Annotated in this window: 21 protein-coding genes; 10 read left to right on the forward strand and 11 right to left on the reverse strand. The window is 62.8% G+C overall.

The annotated features are described in order from the left end of the window. Nucleotides 1–103 precede the first annotated feature (103 nt). On the reverse strand, nt 104–1,144 hold the full coding sequence (locus JQ616_RS16720) for an LLM class flavin-dependent oxidoreductase (protein WP_212015984.1): 1,041 nt from the start codon (nt 1,142–1,144) through the stop codon (nt 104–106). A 140-nt stretch (nt 1,145–1,284) separates the two neighbouring features. Between JQ616_RS16720 and JQ616_RS16725 the strand changes: the two genes are divergently transcribed. Further along, on the forward strand, nt 1,285–2,223 hold the full coding sequence (locus JQ616_RS16725) for a LysR family transcriptional regulator (RefSeq protein WP_212015985.1): 939 nt from the start codon (nt 1,285–1,287) through the stop codon (nt 2,221–2,223). 24 nt (nt 2,224–2,247) lie between these two features. Here JQ616_RS16725 and JQ616_RS16730 read toward each other — a convergent pair whose 3' ends face one another. Then, the gene (locus JQ616_RS16730) at nt 2,248–2,880 is read right to left on the reverse strand and encodes an invasion associated locus B family protein (RefSeq protein ID WP_212015986.1); all 633 of its coding nucleotides are present in this window, start codon (nt 2,878–2,880) and stop codon (nt 2,248–2,250) included. Between the two features lie 109 nt (nt 2,881–2,989). On the opposite strand from JQ616_RS16730, the gene JQ616_RS39650 reads away from it, so the two are divergent. From JQ616_RS39650 to JQ616_RS16740, 3 genes are all read left to right on the forward strand, one after another. Next, entirely contained in the window at nt 2,990–3,118 is a 129-nt protein-coding gene (locus JQ616_RS39650; protein WP_283812637.1) for a hypothetical protein, read from the forward strand. A 64-nt stretch (nt 3,119–3,182) separates the two neighbouring features. After that, nucleotides 3,183–3,647 (forward strand): GNAT family N-acetyltransferase, encoded by a 465-nt coding sequence (locus JQ616_RS16735; RefSeq protein WP_212015987.1) that lies wholly within the window; start codon nt 3,183–3,185, stop codon nt 3,645–3,647. Between the two features lie 47 nt (nt 3,648–3,694). Next, nucleotides 3,695–4,729 carry an AI-2E family transporter gene (locus JQ616_RS16740; RefSeq protein ID WP_212015988.1) on the forward strand — a complete coding sequence of 345 codons (1,035 nt, stop codon included), beginning with the start codon at nt 3,695–3,697 and terminating at the stop codon, nt 4,727–4,729. On the opposite strand, the gene JQ616_RS16745 is transcribed toward JQ616_RS16740, so the two are convergent. Both JQ616_RS16745 and JQ616_RS16750 read right to left on the reverse strand, forming a co-directional pair. Next, on the reverse strand, nt 4,726–6,447 hold the full coding sequence (locus tag JQ616_RS16745) for a metallophosphoesterase family protein (protein WP_349630001.1): 1,722 nt from the start codon (nt 6,445–6,447) through the stop codon (nt 4,726–4,728). The two genes, JQ616_RS16740 and JQ616_RS16745, sit on opposite strands and share 4 nt — an antisense overlap. 44 nt (nt 6,448–6,491) lie before the next feature. Continuing rightward, nucleotides 6,492–7,634: an epoxide hydrolase family protein gene (locus JQ616_RS16750; RefSeq protein WP_212015991.1), complete on the reverse strand. Its 1,143-nt coding sequence runs from the start codon at nt 7,632–7,634 to the stop codon at nt 6,492–6,494. Nucleotides 7,635–7,837: 203 nt separating this feature from the next. Here JQ616_RS16750 and JQ616_RS16755 point away from each other — a divergent pair, with 203 nt between their 5' ends. Continuing rightward, nucleotides 7,838–8,269 carry a hypothetical protein gene (locus JQ616_RS16755; RefSeq protein WP_212015993.1) on the forward strand — a complete coding sequence of 144 codons (432 nt, stop codon included), beginning with the start codon at nt 7,838–7,840 and terminating at the stop codon, nt 8,267–8,269. Between the two features lie 9 nt (nt 8,270–8,278). Here JQ616_RS16755 and JQ616_RS16760 read toward each other — a convergent pair whose 3' ends face one another. The 5 genes from JQ616_RS16760 to xoxF5 form a co-directional block, all read right to left on the reverse strand. Beyond that, on the reverse strand, nt 8,279–9,232 hold the full coding sequence (locus JQ616_RS16760) for a hypothetical protein (RefSeq protein WP_212015995.1): 954 nt from the start codon (nt 9,230–9,232) through the stop codon (nt 8,279–8,281). Between the two features lie 139 nt (nt 9,233–9,371). Further along, on the reverse strand, nt 9,372–9,935 hold the full coding sequence (gene gfa, locus JQ616_RS16765; protein WP_212015997.1) for an S-(hydroxymethyl)glutathione synthase: 564 nt from the start codon (nt 9,933–9,935) through the stop codon (nt 9,372–9,374). A 33-nt stretch (nt 9,936–9,968) separates the two neighbouring features. Next, nucleotides 9,969–11,078, reverse strand: a complete 1,110-nt coding sequence (locus JQ616_RS16770) for an S-(hydroxymethyl)glutathione dehydrogenase/class III alcohol dehydrogenase (protein ID WP_212015999.1) — start codon at nt 11,076–11,078, stop codon at nt 9,969–9,971. Between the two features lie 49 nt (nt 11,079–11,127). Continuing rightward, complete coding sequence (locus JQ616_RS16775; RefSeq protein ID WP_249136935.1) at nt 11,128–11,610, reverse strand: c-type cytochrome, methanol metabolism-related; 483 nt, start codon at nt 11,608–11,610, stop codon at nt 11,128–11,130. A gap of 124 nt (nt 11,611–11,734) precedes the next feature. Beyond that, complete coding sequence (xoxF5, locus tag JQ616_RS16780) at nt 11,735–13,537, reverse strand: lanthanide-dependent methanol dehydrogenase XoxF5 (protein ID WP_212016001.1); 1,803 nt, start codon at nt 13,535–13,537, stop codon at nt 11,735–11,737. A 420-nt stretch (nt 13,538–13,957) separates the two neighbouring features. Between xoxF5 and JQ616_RS16785 the strand changes: the two genes are divergently transcribed. Then, complete coding sequence (locus tag JQ616_RS16785) at nt 13,958–14,932, forward strand: helix-turn-helix domain-containing protein (RefSeq protein ID WP_212016003.1); 975 nt, start codon at nt 13,958–13,960, stop codon at nt 14,930–14,932. A gap of 30 nt (nt 14,933–14,962) precedes the next feature. Continuing rightward, complete coding sequence (locus JQ616_RS16790) at nt 14,963–15,367, forward strand: YkvA family protein (RefSeq protein ID WP_212016006.1); 405 nt, start codon at nt 14,963–14,965, stop codon at nt 15,365–15,367. On the opposite strand, the gene JQ616_RS16795 is transcribed toward JQ616_RS16790, so the two are convergent. Beyond that, nucleotides 15,364–16,728, reverse strand: a complete 1,365-nt coding sequence (locus tag JQ616_RS16795) for a histidine kinase (RefSeq protein ID WP_212016007.1) — start codon at nt 16,726–16,728, stop codon at nt 15,364–15,366. The two genes, JQ616_RS16790 and JQ616_RS16795, sit on opposite strands and share 4 nt — an antisense overlap. 181 nt (nt 16,729–16,909) lie before the next feature. On the opposite strand from JQ616_RS16795, the gene JQ616_RS16800 reads away from it, so the two are divergent. Continuing rightward, nucleotides 16,910–17,530 carry a response regulator transcription factor gene (locus JQ616_RS16800; RefSeq protein WP_212016009.1) on the forward strand — a complete coding sequence of 207 codons (621 nt, stop codon included), beginning with the start codon at nt 16,910–16,912 and terminating at the stop codon, nt 17,528–17,530. A gap of 27 nt (nt 17,531–17,557) precedes the next feature. Beyond that, the gene (gene fghA, locus JQ616_RS16805; protein WP_212016011.1) at nt 17,558–18,403 is read left to right on the forward strand and encodes an S-formylglutathione hydrolase; all 846 of its coding nucleotides are present in this window, start codon (nt 17,558–17,560) and stop codon (nt 18,401–18,403) included. 177 nt (nt 18,404–18,580) lie between these two features. On the opposite strand, the gene JQ616_RS16810 is transcribed toward fghA, so the two are convergent. Next, complete coding sequence (locus JQ616_RS16810) at nt 18,581–19,057, reverse strand: DUF3280 domain-containing protein (RefSeq protein WP_212016355.1); 477 nt, start codon at nt 19,055–19,057, stop codon at nt 18,581–18,583. A gap of 206 nt (nt 19,058–19,263) precedes the next feature. On the opposite strand from JQ616_RS16810, the gene JQ616_RS16815 reads away from it, so the two are divergent. Next, entirely contained in the window at nt 19,264–20,445 is a 1,182-nt protein-coding gene (locus JQ616_RS16815; RefSeq protein ID WP_212016013.1) for an ABC transporter substrate-binding protein, read from the forward strand. Nucleotide 20,446: the final 1 nt, after the last annotated feature.

A 20,446-nucleotide genomic window follows, 5' to 3' on the forward strand; every position in this document is an offset into this window, starting at 1 on the left:
CGGCCGGTGAGTTATGCGCCCGAATTCTTGCTCGACGACGGAAGCCTTGACTAGCCCGTCGGGGCGACTTGTCGCAAGTACCGTCTCCGCCGCTGCCCGTTGATCAATCGATCTGCGCCCGCCGCAACTGTGGGATCACTTCCTCGCCAAACATCGCAAATGACTCGCGGCGGCTAGCCGACACGCCTCTGCCCAGCATCGCCAGGAAATGGCCGGCACCGCATCTGCGGCACTGCTCGATGATTTGCTCGGTGACCTGCGCCGGCGTGCCGGCGATATAGTCGTCATCATGCAGCGAGAAACCGGCGCCGCCCCTCGGTGCGTCGAGCAGCGAGGACGTGCTGGCGGCAACCCTGGGATCGCCGGCCACCACCTTGAGTGTCGCAGCCTTCTCGGCGCGCGCCGTCTCGCGCGCTTTGGCTTCATCCCGCGAGATCGAGACATTGCGCCGGATTGCGAGCTGGTCGGGCCCCGCCGGATGGTCAAGGCGCGCGGCTTCGTTGCGATAGGCGTCGAAGATCTCGGTGATCCGCGCGACGGATTCGAAACCGGTGCAGATCTTCGATCGGCGCTGGGCCGATTTGCCGGCCGATCCCGGACTGACCACCGTCGTCCATTTCGGCGGTGGGGCTTGCAGGAACACGTTCGGCATCAGCGTCAGGTTCTCGAACGTCCAGTATTTGCCGCGGTGATTAATGACGGGATTGGCGAGCGCCGCATCGAGAATCTCAAGGCTCTCGTTGAACCGCTCGCGCGCCTCCTCCATGCCAAGGCCGATGCGCGCGAGCTCCTGCGGCACGCCCGCCGCAAAGCCGATCTCGAGCCGCCCGCCGGTCAGATGATCGAGCATCGCGAGCTCTTCAATGATCCGCCAGGGCGCGTAGAACGGCACCACCATCCCCATCGTGCCGAGGCGCAGGTGGGTGGTGCGGCGCGCAAGGGCCGCGATCAGCAGGTTGGGAGACGGGCTGTAGGACAGGCCGAAATGATGCTCGCTGAAGAAAATGCCATCGAAGCCGAGCCGCTCGGCCTCCAGCCAGAGCTCGAACGCCTGGTCGAACACGGTGAAGGCCTGATCCCGGTCGACGTTGCGTCCGTCGAGATTCGGGGCCTGCATGAATTCAAAGATCCAGGGCTTGATCACGGGGGCTCCTCCCAGAGCGGATGGTCCGTTGGCCGGCCCGTTGCCCGGGCTTTGTGCCGTATTCCCTCGCTACACCTGCTACTTGAATTTGAAAAATTGATTATCATGATCCCAGACATTGATGATCTGGATATCAGCCCATGCGGTTCGAAGGCCTGGACTTGAACCTGTTGGTGGCGCTCGACGCCCTCCTCGAAGAAGGCAGCGTGATGCGGGCGAGCCAACGCCTTCATCTCAGCCAGCCGGCGATGAGCGCCGCCATCGCCAGGCTGCGGCAATATTTCAACGATGAGATTTTCACGATCTCGCAGCGCAAGTTGGTGCCGACGCCGCTGGCGCGTTCGCTCGAGCGGCCGACGCGCGACATCCTGCTGCGAATTCGGGCGAACCTGATCTCGCTGCCGAGATTCGACCCGGCGAGCTCGCAGCGCCGCTTCCGGATGGTAGTGTCGGATTATGCCAGCATCGTGCTGATGCACCCGGTGATGAAGCGCCTGTACCACAGCGCGCCCGGGATCTCGCTCGAGCTGTTGCCGTTCAACGATCGGGTGGACGACCAGCTGCAGCGCGGCGACGTCGATTTCGTTATCCTGCCCGACAGCAATGCCGTCGACGATCAGCCGAGACAGCATCTGTTCGCCGACGAATTCTGCTGCATCGCCTGGAGCGGCAACCGCACGGTCGGGCGCTCGCTGTCGCTCGGCCGCTATCTCGGGCTCGGGCACGTCACGGCCCAGTTCGGTCCAATCCGCAGGCCGTCCTTCGAGGAGCGCGCGCTGGTCAAACTGGGGCACAAGCGGCGCATCGAGGTCATAGCGCCGAACTTCACCACCATGGCCACGATGGTGATCGGAACCGAGCGGATCGCCACCGTGCACAAGCGCCTTGCGGTGATCTTTGCCCGGAGCTTTCCGCTCAAGCTGGTCCGCGCGCCGGTCCGCATTCCGGCATTTCGTGAAGTCCTGCAATGGCCGGTGTCGTTCGATTCCGATCCCGCGCTGATGTGGATGCGCGAGACGATTTCCGACGTCGCGGAGGAGATTGACCGAACGCCGGCTGCGCAAATGAAATTCGGCTAGCGGCCAGCCGGCAGCACGTGGCGGTCAGCTTCCGAGCTGAATCGTACGCTCCAGCGCCGTGGCGAAGCCGTTGAGCGGGACGTTAAAGACGACGGCCTGCCCGTTGCTGATGTTCTGCGCGGCGACGGTGAGCGTCTTCGCCTTGCTGATGGTGTCGGTCACAACAGTGGGAAACGAGACCGGAAGCAGGCAGCCTTGCGCCGTGCATGTGGAGAAGCGCGTCTGTTCCAGATCCCTGCCGTCCAGCTTGAGGACGGCCTCGGCGTCGAACTTCAGCCCGAACGGCATCAAGATGTTGCCTTCGGCCTTGCCGTCCCTCGCAATCAGCTCGATGGCGAAGATCTGCTGATTGGTCTCCTTTGAGAGCTGGGTCTGCCCGAGGGTGCACAGCTTGGCAGCGCCGTCGAGCTGGCATTTGACGATCCAATCTCCGTAGGTCTCGCTGATCGCGGAAGCGCCCTTGGGGAGCGGGACGGCCCGCACCGCGCCATCCATCGCGGAGGTCTGGTTCCGCGCATCAACCGGAATCGGGACGGTGCCGCCGCTGGCATCGGATTTATCCGAGGTTCGGGCGGCTTGCGCCGAACCTATCCCGACAAGCACAACGAGAGCTGCGATCGCCCGAATGCGTCCGTCCGCTGCATTGACCCTCACCATGCACTCGCTCCGCCGCGTTACGTTCCGAAACCGATTTCCGCTTTACGCGGGCAATCCGTGGGTATAATTCCCACGTCAACGAGGTAGGTCTACTTGGAGAACCGCAGACATGCAAGAGCTTATCGCCGCCAGCGTGATTGTTGCGATCGTTGCATTCTGCGGCGGGTACTTTTGGGCAATTGCGCGTGAGGCCAAGGTCTCGAACCAGAGTTCGAACAAGCAACAGCGGAAATGGTAGTCCAGCCCCTCTACCGTCCTCGCGTGATTTGCCCACCGGACGCGTTTTCAACTAAGCTTGCCGGATGGACATGCTGGTCAAGCTCTACGCCCTGCCCGATTCCCGGCCCACTTATGATCGGTTGCAGCAGGCCGGAATAGTCATGCGCCGGGCGCTCGCCCCCGAAAAGCACAAGGTCATCGCCTGGGTGCGGGAGACATTCAGCGAGGCATGGGCCAGCGAAACCGATGTCGCGTTTAGCCGCCAACCGGTCTCGTGCTTCATCGCGATCCAACAGAAGAAGATCCTGGGATTTGCCTGCTACGACGCGGCCTGTCGCAACTTCTTCGGCCCGACTGGCGTCGCCCCAAAGGCGCAGCAGGGCGGAATCGGCAAGGCTCTGCTGTTCGCCTGTCTCGAGGACATGAAATATCAGGGCTTCGGCTACGCCATCATCGGTGGCGTCGGGCCGGCGGAATTCTATACGAAGGCCGTCGGCGCGGTGGCCATCGAAGGCTCGGCACCGGGGATCTATCGCGCATTGCTGTAGCTGCGCCGCAGGATCGAGCCAGCTCGTAGGAGATCGGATAACCCAGGATGATTGGCGGGTTGAAGATCACGACCGGCATCATCGCCGCGGTACTTGTCACTGCGGCGGTGGCTCAGGCGCGCAGTGTGCTGGCCCCGCTTGCGGCCGCCCTGTTCATCATTGCGATCGTCTGGCCCGTTCAAGAACGGCTGCAGGCGTGGCTGCCGAAACTGCTCGCGCTCGCCGTCACCGTCGTCGTTACGACCACTGCCTGCGTCGCGTTTGCCTCGCTCGCGGCGTGGGGATTCGGCCGTGTCGGGCGCTCCTTGATTGCGGATGCGGCGCGATATCAAGCCTTCTACGACGCCGCGGTGATTTGGCTGGACGGCCACGGCGTCTCGTTCGCCGGCCTTTGGGCGGAGCATTTCAATGTCGGCTGGCTGCTACGCGTCACACAATACGTCACCGGCCGCCTCAACACCACGTTGAGCTTCTGGCTCATCGCGCTGGTCTATGTCGTGCTGGGACTTCTCGAGGTCGAAGACGCTGGTCGACGAATCCAACGATTGGAGAATCGCACAGCCGCGCGGGTCTTGCTCAAGGGCAGCAAAGCGACGGCCGCCAAATTTCGCAAATATATGCTGGTGCGGACGCAGATGAGCGCGGTCACGGGTCTCCTGGTCGGCCTGTTCGCTGCCGTCACCGGACTGCCATTCGCATTCGAATGGGGCGTTATCGCTTTTGTCCTCAACTACATTCCTTTCGTCGGCCCTTTCATCGCGACATTGTTCCCCACGCTGCTGGCCATGACGCAGTTCGAAAGCTGGCCCGCGGTGTTTGGTGTGTTTGCCTGTCTCAACGTCATCCAGTTCGTGGTCGGCAGCTATGTCGAACCGCGGGTGGCTGGCTCGACGTTGTCGATCTCGCCGTTCCTGGTGCTGTTTGCGATCTTCTTCTGGAGCTCGCTCTGGGGCCTGTTCGGGACTTTCATCGGCGTGCCGATCACACTCGCTATTCTGACCTTCTGTGCCGAGAGTCCGTCGACCGCATGGATCGCTGATTTGTTCGGCGGAACGCCCGAAGATACGCCGCAACCGTCCTAACTCCCGGCAATTTCCACCCGCTCGGGCTCGGCGAGACAGAGCTTCCGGTCCGGACCAACCACCATTCTGTGGATATAGAAATAGGTCACTTCATCATCGGCCGCCCCCATCACTGGCGAGGGGGCCGAGACGATCTTCGACGCACCGCAGGTACCGATCCAATCGATATGTCGGTGACCGTGCATCACGACCGAGCGATCGGAAAACTTTTGCAACCTGCGTACGAACCAACTGCCGTTGATCAGGGCCGTCCCGATGCGTTCGGCAAACGTCTTGACCGGCATGGGATACTCCATCAAGTGATGATGCAGCGCGATGGTCCAGTATGCAGTCGGGAAATGACGGATTGCAGCCTCCAATCGCCGCGTTTGCGCTTCTGAAACCAAACCGAGCGCGTTGGTGAAGGAAAAGTGAGTTTCTGCGTTGGAGTTGAGGATCGCGATCCCGAGGCCGCCATCCTGGTCCGGCGGCAGGATCATTGGGAATTGATCATCGAACAAGCCGCGGAGCGCCGCAGCACGGCGCACGCCCCCGCGCTTCGCAAATTGCGTGATCCGGTCCTGGTAAGCTGCAAGCGCCTGGTTCAGCGTAGCCGACGGTTTGCCGGAACCGTCGACGACACGCACGCGATCGCCCTGGACGGCCGCAATCGCCGACAGGGTACGCATCTGCCGTAACCGCTTGCCCGGGCTGAACGGCAGGTCGAGGCGCGCGGGATTGGCGCGATCCACGACGTTAACGTCATGATTGCCCGGAAGCATGATGATGCGTGCGGCAAGCTCGGGATGACCTGCCAATGCATCGAGAAATTCCGCCCATTCACCGGGCCGGCCCGCATCCGTCATATCGCCGCTGATCAGCACATGGTCGAGCGGATCGACGGCGTGAATTTCGGCGAGGCGGGCCAGCACGCGGTTGAAGCGCTGGTTTCCCCGCGGACCGGCCGTCCCGCTTTCGATGCGGAAGCCGTATCGTTCGCCGACCACGTGAAGATCAGACAAATGCGCAATGCGCCAGCAGCGGCGATCGGGCGGCGTCGCGTCGAAGGCGGCAAGGTCGGCCGGTTGATCCATGCTGGCATCGGCGACACTCCAGGCCAGTGATGCGACCGCAAGATAGCTGGACACCAACACAACGGCGTTCGCGAACGTCGGCACCACGAGGCGATGGATCAGAACAAGGTCATTGACGGTCGCTGTCCATTGCGAAGCTGGCCAGGCCAGGACCGCGATCAATGCCGCACCTGCTGAGAGCAGCATGCCGGCGCCGATTGAGCAACTGCGGCGCAGCCGCATGCGAGACGCAGGAGTTGCGCCGGTTCGCCAGAGTAACTCCGCCAGATGGCCCAGCGCCTCGCGCATGAAAGCGTAGCTCGGTTGCACCGCGAGCGCGTTCAACGACCAGAAGTTTGTTTCCGCGATTTGAAACAGCGGTCGCCCGCCAAGCCACCCTAACGCCGCGATCGCAACCAACGCCAGCACGGCCCCCACTTCGGACACTTCCAGAACGTGTTGAGAAAGGCTCGAGATCCAGGCGGACGCGACCATCGGCGCAAGGCCGAGCAGCAGGCCCGGAAGCAGAAGCGAAACCGTCCAGGCGAATAGCAGCTTCGCCGGGCTTATCTCAACCAGAAGGCTGCCTACGATCGCGAACAACGAACGCTGTTCGGGACTGGCGGCATTGTCCTCAAAGTCGCCGTGGCGGGGATCAAGCAGCACGCCGAAATCCCTCCGTTGCGCAGCGCATTCTGCCACAAACGCAGCTAGCCCAACTTCCCGAAAAACTTCCGCACCTCGCCGACAAACAGTTCAGGCTGCTCGAACGCCGAGAAATGTCCGCCCTTCGGCATTTCGCTCCAGTGCTGGATGTTGGTGAAGTTGGTCTCCATCCATTTGCGGACCGGGGTGACGATCTCCTTGGGAAACACGGCAACCCCGGTCGGCACGCCCACCTTGTGCGGGGTTCGTTTGCCTGGCCCAAAACTTTCCCAGTATAGCCGCGCCGACGAGGCAGCTGTCGTGGTGACCCAATACAGCATGACATTGTCGAGCAATTCGTCCCGGCTCAGGATATTTTCGGGATGCCCGTCGCAATCGGTCCAGGCCCAGAACTTTTCAAGGATCCAGGCCGCCTGCCCGCTCGGCGAATCCGTCAGGCCGTAGCCGAGCGTCTGGGGCCGGGTGGACTGTTGCTTGGAATAGCCCGAGTCCCAGTCGGCGTAATATTTGATGCCGTTCAGCGCGCGGGTCTCTTCCGGCGTCGGCTGGCCCTCGACATTGGGTCGGGTCGACATCGCAAGCGTGATGTGGATGCCGCCGCAATGCGCCGCGTCCTGCCCGCCGATCGCGGTCGTGACGGCCGAGCCCCAGTCGCCGCCTTGCGCGAAATAGCTGGTGTAGCCGAGCCGCTGCATCAGGACGGCCCAGGCGCTGGCGATCCGGTCGACGCCCCAGCCCGTCGCTATGGGCTTGGCCGAGAAGCCGAAGCCCGGCAATGACGGGCACACCACGTGGAAGGCATCAGTCGCGCTGCCACCATGCGCCGTCGGATCAGTCAGCGGTTCGATCACCTTGTGGAACTCGACCACCGATCCTGGCCAGCCATGGGTGATGATCAATGGCCGCGCCTCCGGATGCTTCGAGCGAACATGGATGAAGTGGATGTCGAGTCCGTCGATCTCGGTGATGAACTGGCTAAAGCGATTGAGCCGCGCCTCGCGCTGCCGCCAATCATAACTCTCGGCCCAATAGTGGCAGACGTCCTTGATCCATTTGAGCGGCGCGCCCTGGCTCCAGTCGTCAACCAGTTCGGCCTCCGGCCAGCGGGTCCGGCGCAGGCGGGAGCGGAGATCATCGAGGACGTCGTCACTGACGGCGATGCGAAACGGATTGATGGCGGTATTCATGGCGTCTCCCCAGGATGCAGGACTTCCCCGAGAAGATAGGCGCGCAGGGGTCGCCGATCAAACCCGCGCAACACGCGCCGCCTGCACGAAGTCTGCACGACAAACCGCGAATTCTGCACGACAAAATCCGCAATCGGCGGCGGCGTATTGCTAATAGAGGCAAGCGATCGAAGCGCTGATGTCGCAGCTGACGAGGGCTTGTCGTGGCGATCTATCTGATGAGCATCCATGACGGACAAGACGCTCTGTTGAAGTTGGGATTGCCGCTAACCATCGTGTTCTTGTCCGCCTGGATCATCATCAGGGCGTGGGCGAAAAGACCCCACATCGATTCGGTGGGGTTTTCACCGGCAGTCACGTCCGCGCTGCTTGCGCCCGTGCTGCTCGTCACCTACTTCTTCGTGCTGCAATCCGTCATAGAGACAGGCATCACTGCTCACGCATCGCGCGTCATCCTCTATGGCGGACTTTTCGCACCGACATTTCTTCTGCTGGTACCGTTCGGGGTCGCCTCCCTCGTGAAGGTGCGCCAAGCTCGAAAGCCGCTCCCCTACTGGCTCTTGTGTACCGTATTTGCTGCCTGGCCGATCATGCAGGTGATGTGGGCGCTATGGCTGTTTGGAGATTTGGAGTAGCCCGCTTGACTATTTGCCGATCGCCGCATCAAGCAGCGCCTGGGCCTGCTTCGTGGCCTCGGCAAAAGCCGGCTGCTGCGGCGCGCGCTCGGTGAAGCAGCGCTTGAAGGCGTCGTCGCCCTGCTGGCGCAGATCGCCGAGCTTGTCGTATTCCTTCCTGGTGATCTGCTTGCGCTCGAGTTTCTCGGCCGCCGCGTCGGCCTTCTTGTTGTAATCGGCCTGGATCGCCGTGCACGCCGAGACTTTCACGGTGGGCTCGATCTCGCCATAGGCGATGTAGAACTTGCCGTTAGCGAGCGCTGCCACAAACACCTCATCGGCGGCCTCGGGCGTCGAATCCTGGGTGCGGCCGGCCAGGAAGCCGTAAGTCAGTGTGGCCGATGCCGGCTTGGCGACCCGCAGCGCGTTGAAATTGATCACCGCGGCGTCGGTCGAGATCGCCTGGGTGTAGAGGCCTTCGAACTTCAGTGCCGCCTCGATCTGCTGCGGCACGTTCTTGCTGCCCTTGTCCCACCAGGCCTTGTGCTCATGCAGCCAGCGAGTGAACAGGGCCTCGGTGGTGACGATGATATGCGCTTTCGGCTCGACGAAGCTGCCGTCGGCGCGCTTTTCGCCGATCTTGGCGCCGTCCCGGCCGGTGTCGGCATCGAAGCGCAGGCCGTCCAGCATGCCGAACCCCATGTCGCCTTTATATAGAGTGTCGAGGTTGAGCTGGGCGGGCGCAAAGCCCGGCCGCGACGGCTCGGCCAGGATGGTGGCCAGCTGCGCCTTCAGCCCGTTGCGCGCGGCCGCTTCGGCCTTGTCGGCGGCCTCGTCGATCTTGTTGTCGCTCGACAGCTTGGCGAATTTGGCGATCGCGGCGTCGCGCGCGGCGATGTAGCGGTCTTCCGGCGACGCCGCGTGGGCGTGCGAGAGAACCAGGATCGGGGAAAGGACGAGGGCAAGGCAGAAAATAAAATGCATGCCCTGTGGTCGCCCGCAGGGCATGCAAGGTTCAAGGTCACGGGTACTACCAGCATATCCCTCGCCGGCAGGCCCGCTGCCGACGCAGGATCTCCTCAGGGGCTCGGCCATCAGGCCGCACCTGTCGACTGCCTCTTCCTTAGGCCGCCTTGGAGTTCGCCACGTGGGTGGCGATCGCGTCCATCAGCGGCGGCGACAGGCAGTCATAGGGCTCCAGCCCAAGCTCCTTCAGCCGCGACCTGATCCCGGCCATATCGGCCGGCTTGACGCCGGATTCGATCACCGACGACACGAAGGCGGCAAATCCGGGAGCCGCCGAGCCGGACTCCTGGAACAGCTCGGGATGGATGAAGTCGAGACCGTAGAAGGGATGGCCCTTGTTCTCGATCCGGCCGTACATGTGGGTGCCGCAGCCGGTGCAGGCGTGGCGCTGGATCACCGCCGCCGCGTCGACGATCTTCAGCTTGTCGCCGTTCTCTAGCACGGTGATGTTCTCGCGCGGGACCACCGCGACCACCGAGAAGGTGGCGCCCGAAGGCTTCCAGCATTTGGTGCAGCCGCAGGCGTGGTTATGGGCGACGTCGCCCTTGACCCCGACCTTGACCTTCTTGTCCGCGCATTTGCAGACAAGCGTGCCTCCGGCAAAACTGCCGGAGCCTTGCTTGACGCCATTGTCGACCGACGGGTGGATATGAACAGTCATTGACCTATCCTCCTAGTGCTTGGTGTTTTGATTTCAGAATACGACGACCGAACGGATCGATTTTCCCTCGTGCATCAGGTCGAAGCCCTTGTTGATCTCCTCGAGCTTCAGCACATGGGTGATCATCGGATCGATCTGGATCTTTCCGCCCATGTACCAGTCGACGATCTTCGGCACGTCGGTGCGGCCGCGCGCGCCGCCGAACGCGGTGCCCTTCCAGACCCGTCCGGTGACGAGCTGGAACGGCCGGGTCGCGATCTCCTTGCCGGATTCAGCGACGCCGATCACGACCGACACGCCCCAGCCGCGGTGGCAGGCTTCCAGCGCCTGACGCATCACGGTGGTGTTGCCGGTGCAGTCGAAGGTGTAGTCGGCGCCGCCGTCGGTCAGGCCGACCAAATGCTGGACGATGTCGCCCTGCACCTTGGTCGGGTTGACGAAATGCGTCATGCCGAATTGCTTGCCCCAGGCTTCCTTGGAGTCATTGATGTCGACGCCGACGATCTTGTCGGCACCGACCATCTTGGCGCCCTGGATCACATTGAGGCCGATACCGCCGAGGCCGAACACGACGACGTTGGAGCCAGGGGTCACCTTAGCGGTGTTGACGACCGCACCGACGCCGGTAGTGACGCCGCAGCCGATGTAGCAGCTCTTGTCGAACGGCGCGTCCTCACGAATCTTCGCGACCGCGATCTCAGGCAGCACGGTGAAGTTCGAGAAGGTCGAGCAGCCCATGTAGTGGAAGACCGGCTTGCCCTTGTAGCTGAAGCGCGAGGTGCCGTCGGGCATCACGCCCTTGCCTTGAGTGGCGCGGATCGCGGTGCAGAGGTTGGTCTTCTGGCTCAAGCAGCTTTTGCACTGCCGGCATTCCGGCGTGTAGAGCGGGATCACATGATCGCCCGGCTTCACCGACGTCACGCCGGCGCCGACCTCGCGAACGATGCCGGCACCTTCGTGACCGAGCACCGAGGGGAAGATGCCTTCACTGTCGAAGCCGTCGAGCGTGTAGGCGTCGGTATGACAGATGCCGGTCGCCTTGATCTCGACGAGGACCTCGCCGGCCTTGGGGCCTTCCAGGTCGAGCTCGACGATCTCAAGCGGCTTCTTTGCTTCGAATGCGACTGCGGCGCGGGTCTTCATCTTGGTCTCCACTAAACATCAAACAGGTTTTCATTCGCGCCGGTCACGCTCACTTCTTGTCGTTGTGACCCATGCAGGCGTCTTCCGCCTTTCCATAGGCTTCCGACTTGTCTTCGTGCTTGGCCGGGCGAACGCGCCCCACCGCATCGGTGGAACGGGCACGCAGGTAGACATAGAGGTCGTCCATGTAGCAGGCAACGTTCGGGTTATCGCCGAACGCCGGCATCACGTTCTCCTGTGACGTCGACACGTTCTTGCGTCCGCTCGCAACCACGCCGAGAAAGTCGGCATAGTTCATGGTCTTCAGCGAATCCTTCAACGCCGGCGCGTAGGTCGATCCCATGCCATCAGGTCCGTGGCAGACGTGGCATTCCGAGTGGTAACGGCGGTAACCGGAATAGGTGTACCAATCCACCGTTCCGTCGGGCGCCACCTTGTAGGTCGGGTTGCCGTCCTTATCGAGATATTTGCCGTCCTCGGATTTGACCGCTGTCGGGTCGCCCGGAGCTTCGGCGGAGGCAACTCCACTCATTGCCACGACAAAGATCGCGGCAGTCACAAACCAGATCTTACGCAAAAGCATATCCTCGCGTGCGGATTGAAGACGGACCGGCGCATGGAGATCGCTCCATGCGCCGGAACGAGGGTTGCTCAGCCTACTGCGGCAGCGAGAACACGGTGAGCGTTCCGCCAAGCGCGGTGTAGTTGCTCAGCGCGGCATAGCCGCCGACTGCACCGAGACCGGCCGTCGGATCAGTCAGACCGGCCGCAAGGCCGATGCCTGCCCAACCGCCAACACCCGAGAGTATGGCCACATACTGCTTGCCATTGTGCTCATACGTATTGACGTTGCCGATGATGCCGGACGGGGTCTTGAACTTGTAGAGCTCCTTGCCCGTCTTGGCGTCGACTGCCTTCAGATAGCCTTCCAGCGTGCCGTAGAACACCACGCCGCCGGCGGTCGCGAGTGCACCCGACCAGACCGAGAACTGCTCCTTGTTCGACCAGACGATCTTGCCGGTCTTGCCGTCCCAGGCGATGAAGTTGCCCATGTTGGTCTCACCGGGAGGCGGATACATCGACAGCGTCGCGCCGACATAGGGCTGACCTGCGGTGTAGCTCACCTTGAACGGCTCGTAGTCCATGCAGACGTGGTTGGTCGGCACGTAGAACAGTTGCGTCTCCGGCGAGTAGGCTGCCGGCTGCTCGTCCTTCGAACCCAACGCTGCCGGGCAGATGCCCTTGACGTTGTGGTCTTCGCCGGCCTTGTCGGTCGACGCTGCGTCAAGAACCTTCGGACGACCATAAGTCGGCGAGTCCTTCTTCATGTCGACGCCGGAGGTCCAGTTCACCTTCGGATCGAACTTCTCGGCGACCATCAGTTCGCCGGTGGCGCGATCGAGGGTGTAGCCGAGGCCGTTACGATCGAAGTGAGTCAGGAGCTTGTGCGGCTTGCCATCGATGGTTTGATCCGAAAGGATCATCTCGTTGACGCCGTCATAGTCCCATTCGTCATGGGGCGTCATCTGGTAGACCCACTTGGCAACGCCGGTATCCGGGTTACGCGCCCAGATCGTCATCGACCACTTGTTGTCGCCGGGACGCTGCTTCGGATTCCAGGTCGAGGGGTTGCCCGATCCGTAATACACGAGGTTCAGTTCGGGATCGTAGGAGATCCAGCCCCAGGTCGCGCCGCCGCCGATCTTCCACTGATCGCCTTGCCACGTCTTCAGGCTCGAGTCCTTGCCGATCGGCTTGCCGAGCTCGGTGGTCTTGTCGTCGACCAGGATCTGATCGTCCGGACCTTCCGAGAAGCCACGCCAGACCAGCTTGCCGGTCTTGATGTCGTACGCGGTCATGTGCGCCTGCACGCCGAACTCACCACCGGAGATGCCGATCAGGACCTTGTCCTTGACGACGAGCGGCGCTGAGGTGCCGGTGGCGCCCTTGCTGGGATCGCCGTCCTTCACGGACCACACCACCTGACCGGTCTTCGCATCGAGCGCGACCAGCGTGGTGTCGGCCTGGTGCAGGAAGATCTTGCCATCACCATAGGCGACGCCGCGGTTGACGGTGTCGCAGCACATCACCGGAATGACGTTCGGATCTTGCTTGGGCTCGTATTTCCAGACGATCTGGTTGTCTTTGGAAAGGTCAAGAGCATAGACCTTGTTCGGGAACGGAGTGGAGAAGTACATCATGTTCCCGATGACGAGCGGCCCGCCTTCGTGACCGCGCAGCACGCCGGTCGAAAACGTCCAGGCGACCTGCAACTTTCCGACGTTCGAGGCGTTGATCTGATTCAGCTTCGAGTAGCGCTGATTGGCGTAGTCGCCAGCCGGCATCACCCAATCTTTCGGGTTCTGCGCCATCTTGTGGAGTTCGTCATTGGCAGTGGCAGCTCCGGCGGCGAACACCGCCATTGCCCCAAGGCTGGTCGCGTATAGCAGCTTGCGCATCGTGGATTTCCTCCCAGGTTCAAGAGCTCAAGGGTTTCCGCCGAAACGGCCCCACTTCTTCCATTTTGGTACCCCAGTCGTAGTCCGATCGAATCCGGCTGACTTGCCCAAAAGAGAAGAGCCGTTTGCTCAAAAGCGAAGCTTCATAAGATTTTTCCAGCCTGGGTCCGAATTGGCAGGAATGGTTGCTTCATGTTGCAGGGCATCAATCGCGGCTGGCGCAATTCGAGCGCCGGTTTGACGGTGCTAAGGTTGCGCTTGACGAGCCCAGAACTAAGTCGGAGGATTACCCGACATTAACCGGGAAGAAATCCCGTCGCCTCCCTAAGCTGTTCAGAATCAGGGAGAAGGCGCATCATCCCGAACCAGACCTAAGCTCTGTGGGCGGTCACGTTGGGGATCGAATCGGTGGCTGGAAAGATGTCCGAGACAGTCCATTCACTCAGCACGAACGGATTGACGCCCAAGCGTCAGATCCAGCGCTGGTCGGATGCGCTCACTGACCTCTGCGGTCAGTTCGACGTCGATGCGCTCGAGGGATCCTCGCTCGAGGGTCGCATCAATTTCACGACGGTCTCACGGTTGAAGCTGTGCCAGATCGAGGCAAGCCAGCACCGGATTGCGCACACCATCTCGCGCATCAAGCTGAGCGAGCACCCCTACATCAAGATCGTGTTCCAGACCCACGGCGTCTCGCATTTCGAGCAGGACGGTCTGCACTTCGACATCTTGCCAGGCGACTGCTTCGCCTATGACGTGTCGTGTCCGCACACGATCATCAGCCCGTCCCTGACGCGTCACGAGGTTGTCATCGTTCCAAAGGACCTGCTCAAGGAGCGCGGCTTCCAGCTCTCCAAGATGGCGCCGTGCAAGCTGTCGGCGCGCAACGGCACCGGCCGCATTGCCTATGATTTCGTCCATGCCGCGTTCGGCGAGGCGCCGACGCTGAGCCCGGTTAACGCGGTCGGCGTGGCCGATGCGTTGATCGATCTCCTGCTGCTGCCGCTGCGCGAGACCGGCGCGATGTTCGACCGCGGCAGCGCTGAAGCGACCTATGTGCGGGCCCAGGGCTTCATCCGCGAGCATCTGCGCGATCCGGATCTGTGCATCGACCGCATTTCCGCGGCGCTGGGCTGCTCGAAGCGCTATCTGCACATGCTGTTCAGCGATCGCGGCATGACGGTCAGCGACTACATCTGGAAGGCCCGGCTGCAGAATTGCCGGCAGGAGCTGGAATCCCAGAACGGCAAAACCATCACCGATGTCGCGTTCTCTTGGGGCTTCTCGAGTTCCTCGCATTTCAGCCGCGTGTTCCGGAAATATTTCGGCATCGCGCCCTCCTCCGTCCACAAGGGTCTGCACGGCGGCATGCCGGTGGACGTGGTGCTGGAGTAGCGTCTCCGTCTGGCGTGCGGGCGCCACGCCATGCTGTCCGCCATCAAATTCTCCTCGGTCAAAGCCTGGGCGCGCAACCTGAAACGGGACAGCGTTGCGCTCTATCTCGCATCGCGTGACCCGCGCGTACCGTGGTACGCCAAGGCGCTTGCGATCGCCATCGCGGCCTATGCGCTCTCGCCGATCGACCTGATACCGGACTTCATCCCAGTGCTCGGCTATCTCGACGACCTGATCCTGCTGCCGCTCGGCATCTGGCTTGCGCTTTCGCTGATTCCGGACGAGGTCATGGCAGAATGCCGCACCAGGGCCGCAGCCGTCTTGCAGCGCCCGATCAGCCGGGCCGGCATGATCGCGATCGTCATGCTCTGGATCGCCGGCGCACTGGCGCTGGCATCGACCGCCTTCAGATATTGGGCACCATCAGCGACCTAAGCGCGCGCGGCCTTCGGCACCAGCGCCTCGACCGTCACGCCATCATCGGCGGAATCGATCTTGAGCGTGCCGCCAAGCGCGAGGATGCGCTCCTGCATCCCGGTCAAGCCACGGCCGAGCCGGTGATCGCCGAGCATGCCGCGACCGTTGTCGCGGACCCGCACCAGCGCACAGCCGCGGTTGCCGCGCGCGCCGGTCTGCCGCTCCGCAGGTTCGATCGTGATATCGACTGACGTTGCGCCGGCGTGGCGGAACACGTTGGTGAGCGCTTCCTGGACGATGCGATAGATCGTCAGGTCGGCCATCTCACCGGTATAGCCGAGATCCGGCGATACGTTGCTGTCGATCTCCACCTCCGGATGCGTTTCGCTCCACATCCGCACCAGCGCGCCGAGTGCTTCCGCAAGCCCGAGCTCGGCCAATCCCACCGGCCGCAATCGCTCCAGTATGCGGCGGGTGAATTGCTGGAGCGCGTTGACCTGCTCGAGGATGGCGTTGCCGTGCTTGAGCAGCGCCGCCGGATCGGGCTGCTCGACCTCCGACAGCCGGGTCAGCGCACCGGCATGCGCGCGCAGCGCGAACAGATAGGGCCCGAACTCATCGTGCAATTCGCGCGCGATCTCCTTGCGCTCGGAATCCTGTAGCGAGACCGCACGCTCGGCCAGCTGCCGCTTGCTGTCCACGGCTTCGCCCAGCGTCGCCGCCAAATGGTTCAATTTGGCACAGATCGCAGCCAATTCCGGCGATCCGCCGGGCTCGACACGCGCATCGTAATCACCGGCCTCGATGCTGATCATGGCCTGCGACAGCGCCTCCAGCGGCGCCAGCGCGCGACCGACCACCAGCATGGTGACCAGAAGCAGCGCCACCGCGATCGCGGAGCCCACCTCGAGCTGGGTGACGATGCCGTCCCAGATCTCGGCGATCTCATCGTCCGGATGCGAGGTGATGACAAGCGATTGCGGCTTGCCGTGAACCGAGATCGGCACCCGCACCGAGGTCTGCTCGGGATGGACCAGCGCGACGAACCACTTCGGCGCGGCACGCGGATCGCCGGCGTCCTCGGACCGCTCGGTGGATTTTGCGGTCGCGCCATCCTGCCGCGTAATGCTGACGTGGCGCAGCCGGCTCAGGTCCTGGACGATCTGATCGAGCCGTGCATCGGGGTCCGGCGCCTCGTCGAGACCGGCCACGATCGTCGCAACGAACTCGCGCGCCAGCCGGATCACGCTCTGATCCTCGGCCTGGACGCGCGGGCCTGCTTCGAGCACGAGCCGCGCAATATTGATGCCCAGGCCAAGCGCCAGGATCAGCGCCAGCAGCAGGTTGATCCGCGCGCGCAAGGATAGCTTTTGCCACATGACGTTGCCCCCGACCGCGATCCCTCCTCCGAGAGGATCGTTGACAGCCAAATTTGCCCGGCTATCTAATCGCACCCTATCGCAATCCCGTGCGAGGTGCACAACCGGTCGGAACCGAGGTGTTCTTCGTGCAAGCTGATGTGATGACAAGTGAATCGAAGCAGGTCGCCGGAACAACGCCATGCGCATTCTGATCGTTGATGATCATCCCATCGTTGCCTCCGGTTGCCGCACCGTGTTCGCCGACGATCCCGAGATCACGCTGCTGGAAGCCGCGGATGCCGAAAGCGGCGAGCGGGCGTTCGTCGCGGAAAAGCCCGATCTCTGCGTGATCGACATCAACCTGCCGACTGTCTCCGGCTTCGAGCTGGCGCGCCGTATCCTGACGCGCGATGCGGCCGCGCGCCTCATCATGTTCAGCATGAACGACGACCCGGTGTTCGCCGCCCGCGCCATCGACATCGGCGCCAAGGGCTACGTCTCGAAGACCGGCGATCCCAACGACCTGGTGGAGGCGGTGCGCGAAGTCGGCAATGGCGGCGTCTATCTGCCGCCGGCGATCGCACGCAATGTCGCGTTTGCGCGACCGGGCTTTGCGCAAAACCCGCTATCCAAGCTCACCTCGCGCGAGATGGAGATCCTGCGCCTGCTCAGTTCCGGCAAGAGCCTGTCGGAAATCGCCTGGCTGGTGCATTCGTCATACAAGACGGTCGCGAACACGTCATCGATCATGCGCCAGAAGCTTGGCGTGCGCACTTCGGCCGAGCTGGTGCGCCTGGCGATCGAGAGTGGCGTCGCCTGACGCTGCACTCCAACACAGAGGAAGAATATGGCAATGCAGACGGTTTCCCAGAACAAGTCGCATGGCGGCACGCAAGGCGTCTACCGGCATCCGAGCCGCGAGACCAAGACCGACATGACCTTCTCGGTGTTCGTCCCGGAGCACGCGGCCGGCGCCAAATTGCCGGTCGTCACCTATCTGTCGGGCCTGACCTGCACCCACGCCAACGTCACCGAGAAGGGTGAATTCCGCGAGGCGTGCGCCGAGCTCGGCTTGATCTTCGTCGCACCCGACACCAGCCCGCGCGGCGAAGGCGTTCCCGGCGACCCCGCCAATGCATACGATTTCGGCCTCGGCGCAGGCTTCTACGTCGACGCGACGGAGCAGCCGTTCGCGACCAATTACCGGATGTGGAGCTACGTCACCGAGGAATTGCCCAAGCTGATCGCCGAGCACTTCCCGGTCGACACGACGCGGCAGTCGATTCTCGGTCACTCCATGGGCGGCCACGGCGCGCTGACGGTGGCGCTGCGCTATCCCGACCGCTATCGCGCGGCCAGCGCATTCGCACCGATCGTGGCACCATCGCAGGTGCCGTGGGGCAACAAGGCGCTCGGCGGCTATCTCGGCAGCAACAAGCAGGCATGGCGCAAGCACGATGCGGTCGCGCTGATCGAGGACGGCGCCCGCTTCTCCGATCTGCTGGTCGATTACGGCGATGCCGATGGCTTTCTCACTGAGCAGCTGCGGCCCGAGCTGTTGAAGGAGGCGTGCGAGAAGGCCAACATTCCCCTCACCCTGCGGCGTCAGCCGGGCTACGACCACAGCTACTACTTCATCTCGACCTTCATGGCCGATCATCTGCGCTGGCACGCCGCGCGGCTGAAGGGTTGAACATCACTTAGAACGGCACCAGTCCATCACCGTCATCCTGAGGAGCCGCGAAGCGGCGTCTCGAAGGATGCACGGCACGGCTGGTGGCCTTCGAGACGCGCGCAAGGGCGCGCTCCTCAGGGTGACGGAGATGGGATTGCCACATCAGCGCCAATGCAAACAAAACGAAGGACTGAACTACCGCGCCTGCGGCGCGCCGTAGTTCGGCGCGAGCAGGCGGTTGCGCACGAGGTAGTCCGTGGCGCGCGACCAGGATTCATCGGTGTTGCCGCGCATGTCGGCGCTCGCGGCGGCGACCAATTGCCCGGTGTGCACGTCGCGCAGATAGAGATTGATGTTGAGGATGAGGTTGGAGACCTTCTGCACCACGCCGGTCATCGCTAGGTCAGCGCCGAGCTCGCCGGCCAGCTTTACGTCGCAGCCGCCGCAGGCCTGAAGATTGCTGCCGTGCGCCGCAGCATTGACGGGCGCGATATCGAGCACACGGAACTTGCCGGAGTCCGCAAGCTCCTTGCGGACCTGATCGCCGGTCCGCACCAGCCGCGCCTGCTCGTCGGTTCGCGGCCCGTTCACCTCTCCTTGCAGGCTGGTGTCGATCATCTCGAGGTCGAACACCGCAAGCTTGGGCGGCTCGGCGCGGGCCGCCGCAGACATCACCAGCAAAGACAAGACGACGAGCGCAAATCTCATGCAAACCCTGATCTCATGATTGTGAACCAATCGAATTTGTAACCTTGCAACGACAAAAAGCGGGGTTGCAAGCCAGGCCAATTCCGGCATCTTGCACGTCAACGCATGGCCGGAAAAGCGGAAGCTTTCGACAATGCCATGCCGAGTGAGGAAAGACTGCGGGAGGAGTTATGTTCCGATGGCTGATCGGCACGATCGCGCTCAGCATGATGGCAACCGGAGCGCTGGCGGCTGATCCCGTCGAGATCCATATCGGCTATCTCGGCCATGCCGGCGTCAAATCGACGCTCTCGCTGGTCGAGCAACCGGCCGACAATGACGGCATTGCCGGCGCGCGCCTCGCGATCGAGGACAACAATACGACCGGCAAGTTTCTCAATCAGCGCTTCGTGCTCGACGAGGTCAAGGTCAAGGACAGCGACGATGTCGCCAAGGTCGCGACCGATCTCGCCGGCCGCAACGACTACATCATCACCGACCTACCCGCCGATGCCCTGCTGAAGGTCGCCGATGCGCTGCGCGACCGCGGCACTGTGCTGCTGAACGCGGGGGCGATCGACGACCGGCTGCGTGAGCAGGATTGTCGCGGCAATGTCATCCATGTCGCGCCGACCCGCTCGATGCTGGCGGACGCGCTCGGCCAATACCTGGTGTGGAAGCAGTGGAAGCGCTGGCTGCTGGTGACCGGCTCGCATGATCAGGACAAGCTCTACGCCGAGGCGCTGCGCCGTGCCGCCACCCGCTTCGGCGCCAAGATCGTCCAGGAACGGACCTTCGAGGACACCGGCGGCGCGCGGCGCACCGACTCTGGCGTGACGCTGATCCAGCGCCAGATGCCGGTGTTCACCCAGCAGGCACCGGCTTATGACGTGCTGGTTGCCGCCGACGAGAGCGAGGTGTTTGCGAATTACCTGCCGTACCGGACCTGGGATCCGCGCCCCGTAGCGGGCTCGGCGGGCCTGGTGCCGACCAGCTGGGACGCGTCGCATGACCAATGGGGCGCGATCCAGATCCAGAACCGCTTCGTCAAGCTGAACATGCGCCGCATGACCGCGCTCGACATGCAGGCCTGGACCGCCGCGCGCATGATTGGCGAGGCCACTTCCCGCACCAACTCGGGCGACCTCAAGAAGGTCACCGCCTTCCTCAAAAGCAAGGATTTCTCGATCGCCGCCTTCAAGGGCACGCGATTGACCCTGCGCGACTGGAATTGGCAGCTCCGTCAGCCGATCCTGCTGGCCGATGGTCGTATGGTCGTTTCGGTCTCGCCGCAGGAAGGTTTCCTGCACCAGGTCTCCGAGCTCGACACGCTCGGTGTTGACCGGCCTGAAACGAAGTGCAAGCTGCAGTGAG

The organism is Bradyrhizobium tropiciagri, assembly GCF_018130545.1.
GTDB classification, from domain to species: Bacteria; Pseudomonadota; Alphaproteobacteria; order Rhizobiales; family Xanthobacteraceae; genus Bradyrhizobium; species Bradyrhizobium tropiciagri_A.

Bases quoted from the DNA above. Each gene is read 5' to 3' on its own strand.
- xoxF5 (WP_212016001.1), bottom strand. From the start codon at position 13,537: ATGCGCAAGCTGCTATACGCGACCAGCCTTGGGGCAATGGCGGTGTTC.
- JQ616_RS16815 (WP_212016013.1), top strand. From the start codon at position 19,264: ATGTTCCGATGGCTGATCGGCACGATCGCGCTCAGCATGATGGCAACC.
- JQ616_RS16740 (WP_212015988.1), top strand. From the start codon at position 3,695: ATGATTGGCGGGTTGAAGATCACGACCGGCATCATCGCCGCGGTACTT.
- JQ616_RS16810 (WP_212016355.1), bottom strand. From the start codon at position 19,057: ATGTCTGCGGCGGCCCGCGCCGAGCCGCCCAAGCTTGCGGTGTTCGAC.
- JQ616_RS16800 (WP_212016009.1), top strand. From the start codon at position 16,910: ATGCGCATTCTGATCGTTGATGATCATCCCATCGTTGCCTCCGGTTGC.
- gfa (WP_212015997.1), bottom strand. From the start codon at position 9,935: ATGACTGTTCATATCCACCCGTCGGTCGACAATGGCGTCAAGCAAGGC.
- JQ616_RS16750 (WP_212015991.1), bottom strand. From the start codon at position 7,634: ATGAATACCGCCATCAATCCGTTTCGCATCGCCGTCAGTGACGACGTC.
- JQ616_RS39650 (WP_283812637.1), top strand. From the start codon at position 2,990: ATGCAAGAGCTTATCGCCGCCAGCGTGATTGTTGCGATCGTTGCATTC.
- JQ616_RS16795 (WP_212016007.1), bottom strand. From the start codon at position 16,728: ATGTGGCAAAAGCTATCCTTGCGCGCGCGGATCAACCTGCTGCTGGCG.
- fghA (WP_212016011.1), top strand. From the start codon at position 17,558: ATGGCAATGCAGACGGTTTCCCAGAACAAGTCGCATGGCGGCACGCAA.
- JQ616_RS16770 (WP_212015999.1), bottom strand. From the start codon at position 11,078: ATGAAGACCCGCGCCGCAGTCGCATTCGAAGCAAAGAAGCCGCTTGAG.
- JQ616_RS16730 (WP_212015986.1), bottom strand. From the start codon at position 2,880: ATGGTGAGGGTCAATGCAGCGGACGGACGCATTCGGGCGATCGCAGCT.
- JQ616_RS16775 (WP_249136935.1), bottom strand. From the start codon at position 11,610: ATGAGTGGAGTTGCCTCCGCCGAAGCTCCGGGCGACCCGACAGCGGTC.
- JQ616_RS16790 (WP_212016006.1), top strand. From the start codon at position 14,963: ATGCTGTCCGCCATCAAATTCTCCTCGGTCAAAGCCTGGGCGCGCAAC.
- JQ616_RS16785 (WP_212016003.1), top strand. From the start codon at position 13,958: ATGTCCGAGACAGTCCATTCACTCAGCACGAACGGATTGACGCCCAAG.
- JQ616_RS16760 (WP_212015995.1), bottom strand. From the start codon at position 9,232: ATGCATTTTATTTTCTGCCTTGCCCTCGTCCTTTCCCCGATCCTGGTT.
- JQ616_RS16735 (WP_212015987.1), top strand. From the start codon at position 3,183: ATGGACATGCTGGTCAAGCTCTACGCCCTGCCCGATTCCCGGCCCACT.
- JQ616_RS16725 (WP_212015985.1), top strand. From the start codon at position 1,285: ATGCGGTTCGAAGGCCTGGACTTGAACCTGTTGGTGGCGCTCGACGCC.